This is a genomic window from Corallococcus interemptor (assembly GCF_003668875.1).
GTDB classification, from domain to species: Bacteria; Myxococcota; Myxococcia; order Myxococcales; family Myxococcaceae; genus Corallococcus; species Corallococcus interemptor.
Map to the genome: position 1 here is coordinate 1 of NZ_RAWM01000239.1, position 3,925 is coordinate 3,925.

Consider the following 3,925-nt stretch of genomic DNA (forward strand, 5'->3'; position numbering starts at 1 on the left):
TCGCATCACCGCCCGGCCCGCCGCGCGTACGCCGCGCATGAGGCCTCGGCCCGCCGCCCTCGCGCCCCTCGCCACCGTGCGCGCCGCCCGCTGCAGCATCCGGCCGATGCGCTGGGCCATCGCCCGCAGCCGCTGGCCGATTCGCGCCGCCGGCCTCACCAGCCGCCTCAGCAGGAAGAAGGCCACGAACTGGATGACCACGATGGCCGCCGACGCCAGCGCCTGCGCGAACTGCGGCCCCGCGTTGCCGTCCTTCACCGCCCGCAGGAAGGCGAAGAACTGCTGGAACGCCTGGATGATGCGGCTCACCGTCCCCCATGCCGCCTGCAGGCCCTGGATGATGGCCAGCACCGCGGCCGCCGCCGGGACGATCATCGACACCAACCGCTCGATGAGCAGCTGCACCAGCAGCATCGGGATGACCGACTTCAGCCCCTCCCACGCCATCCGGGCGATCTGCTGGAACGTGATGCCGCCGTTCCTCAACAGATTCAGGATGGCCGAGCCCAGCCCCAGCAACCCCTCCACCGTCTCGTTGAACCACTGCCGGATGGCCTGACGGAACGCGCCCACCAGGTGGTTGCGGATGCCGTCCACCACCGACGCACCCAGGTTGCGCAGCCACTGCCCCGGGTTGGCCGCGATGTCTCGGATGAGCTGCGCGAAGGCCCCCAGCGCCTGCGCCACCGCGCGCGCGGCGTTCAGCGCCCCCTGCACCGCCTGGTTCACCGCGTCCACCGCCGCCAGCAGCCCGCGCTCCAGCAGCCCCAGCGCCGCCTCCAGCGCCGCGCCCAGCAGGTCCAGCGCGCGCTGCACGCCCTCCCGCAGCGCCTCCGCCAGCCGGTTGACCGCGGCCTCCGCCGCCGCCACCCGCTCCTCGATGAAGCGGCGGTAGCGGTCACGCAGCCTCGGGAACGCCGCCAGCAGCGTGTCGCCAATGGCGATCAGCCGGTCTCCCGCCCAGCGGATGACGCCCACGATGGCCCGGCGGCCCCGCTCGATGGCGTCCAGGGCCAGCTGGCGCGCCCGCTGGATGGCGGCGCGCACCAGCCGCCTCGCCCGCTCGAACCCGTCCTGGATGGCGCGCTTGACCCGATCGAAGAACGCGCGCACCCGCGAGCCGAGCCACCCGAAGATGCCTCCCGACTCGTTCTCCGCCTGGCGCCGCTCCCGCGCGGCGTTGCGCTCGGCATCCTGGCGCGCCTCGGACACCTCCGTGTTGCCCTGGCGCACGTGCCCCGCCGCCTCGCCCTCCGCCTCCGCCCGCTCGCGCTCCAGGTCCCTCGCGCCCTGCGCTCCCACCGCGCCCGCGTCCTCGCGCGCCTGGGACACCGCCGCGTCCTGCTCGTGGCTCCACTCGTCGCGCCGGGCCTGCACGTCACGGCGAACGCGCGAGCGCTCGTCGGTCTGCGCCCCCGCGTTCTCCGCCACCAGCGCGTCGATCTCCTCCTGCGAGCGCGCCCGCTCCTCCGACACCTGCTCGCCGTGCTCCCGCACCCGGTCGCCGAGCGCCGAGCGCGCCTCCGTCACGCTCGCGCGAATCTCATCCCCGCGCTCCTGCTCGGCGATGACGGACAGCGCCACGTCGTCCGCGCCGCCACCTCCGGCCGCGCCGCCTCCACCCGCGGCCGCCGCACCGGCGCCACCTCCCGCCGCGCCGCCACCTCCGCCCGAAGCGGGGCGGGCCCGCAGCGTCTCCTCGGGGACGTCGGGCAGCACGGCGTCCTCGCCCATGGGGCGGGCCACGTCGAGCTGGCCCTGGGCCTGGGCTTCCGCCGCTCCCTGATCCAGCCGCTCGCGCTGCTCGCGCATGCGGGCGGGATCGGCATTGCCCTCCAGGGTCAGCGCCGGCGCCGTCCCCACCGTGACGTCCAGCGCGGGGTCTCGCGTGGGCAGGCCCCGCACGGCGCTGACGACCTGCTGGGCGTCCTGCGCGGAGATCTCCGCCGTGCCGGCCACCTGGGGCGTGGCGACCGACGCCGTCGGCAACACGGGGGCCTGTGGCAGCGGCGCGGGCGAGGGCACGGGCACCGCCGCTCCCTCCGGCGCACGCTCCACGCGGCCCTGGGGCGCCGGGGCCGCTGGCGCGGCGGCCTCGGACCCGGTCCCGGGAGTGGGCGCTCCGGTGGGACGCTGCATCTCCGGCGGGCTCGCGGCCAGCTCGTCCCGCTGCGTCCGCACGCTCCGGGTCGCCGCCGCGCTCACCCCTCCAAGGGCCTGTTGGAGCTGCACGGCCGGCAGATGGCCCACGGCGCCCATCGCCGACACCGGATCCGCCTGGGATACGTCAGGCACCGAGGGCGCCGGTGGCTCCTGCACCGCGCTGCCACCGCCACCGCCCCCCGCGGACGGCGCGGCCATTTCTCCGCCACCGCTCAGGTCCTCGGCCAGTCCACCCGCCTCCGCCACGCCGCCGGCCTCCATGCCCATGGAGGGCAGGTCGAGCCCCGCGGTGGATGGTGTGGCCCCCTGCGCAGGGGATGCGGCACCAGCGTCCGGCGCGAGGGCAGCGGGCGCGGGTGCTTCCTCGGCGGCGGCCGGTTCCGGCGCGGCCTGCCCGGCCATGGGGCTCGACGCCACCTCCTCGGGCCCGGCCTCGACCGCCGCGGCGGCCTCCTCCGCTCGGATGTCGGCGGCACTGGGAGCCGCGCTCCGCGCCGGGCCTGCTTCGGCTGAGGACTCCGCGCCGTCCGCACCGCCCATCTCCGTCGCGGGAGCGGGTGCGGAGGTGCCCGCGGAGGCGAGTTGCTCGGGCGTGGGCCCGGGTTGCACCTCGGGGGGTGAACCCGTCGGGAGGGCTTCCGGCGCGGGCTCGGGCAGGACCTGGCCGACCGCACCCTCTTCTTCGGCCGCGGCGACCTCCTCGGGAGCGATGGGCTCCGCCGCGGCTGCCTCCGGAGCGGTGGCGGCTCCGGCCTCGGCCACTTCGGCTCCGGCGGGGGCGGCGGCCTCGTCCTCCATGGGTCCGGCGGAGTCCCGTGCCGCCTCGGCGGGCGCGGCGCCCTCGGCGGTGGACACGGCGTCTCCACCGGCGGCAGCCGTCCCACCCGATAGCTCGGCACCGCCCATGGTGGCCGCCTCACCTGCTGGCGCAGCGCCTCCCATCGAGGCCGCCTCACCTGCTGGCGCGGCACCGCCCATCGAGGCTGCCTCACCTGCTGGCGCGGCACCTCCACCCGCTGGAGCCGCCACTACCGCTGGCGCGGCGCCTCCTCCCGCTCCACCCGCGCCCCCTGCCGCCGTGAGGCCTGCGGGGCCCGCGGCCTGAGTCTGCGCGGTGCCCTGCTCCGCCGCCTGGGCCGCGGAGTCCTCCACCTGCGCCATCTGGAGCGGTGGGGCTTCTTGCGGCGGAGCCTCCCCGGCCTCCGCTCGTGCTTCGTCCGGAGCCGCGCCTTCCGTGGGTGCCGCACCCGCGGCGGCCCGGCGCTCTCGACCCCGGGTTGCCCTTCCACCCGCTTCGCTTGACCGCGCCTCCTCCGTCGAGGGCGCCTCTTCGGGCACGAACTCCGCCGCTGGCTCGGCGGCGGTGGCAGTGGGGGCCACCATGGCTCCGCCGCGCTCGGGCGCTTCCGCCCCGGTCCGCGCCTGTGCGGCATCGGCGGTTCCCAGCCGGGCCCGCACCGCCTCCGAGACAGCCTGGGCCACGGAAGGTCCAGGCCGCGCGCTCGCCTCCGCACGGGCCCGCGCCGAGGTCTCGCTCTCTGGTGGAGCCTCCGCCGGAAGCGGAGCGGGTGTCGGCGCCGGGGCGCCCGCGGCCAGACGCTCCGCCGCCACACGCGCCGCCGTCGCGGGAGCCCCCACGCCACGCCGCTCCGCCGCCGCGGCTTCCACCGCCATCCGAGCGGCCATGGCGGCCCCTCGTGCCGCGTTCGCGGCCGCCGCGCGCTCCGCGTCCGCCTGCGCTGCTCGCTCCGCCTCCCCCACC

Annotated in this window: 1 protein-coding gene; it reads right to left on the bottom strand. The window is 77.4% G+C overall.

Annotated elements, in window-relative coordinates:
* On the bottom strand, positions 1-3,018 hold a 3,018-nt coding region (locus D7X96_RS38680), incomplete at its 3' end, for a hypothetical protein (protein WP_370450230.1).
* Positions 3,019-3,925: the final 907 nt, after the last annotated feature.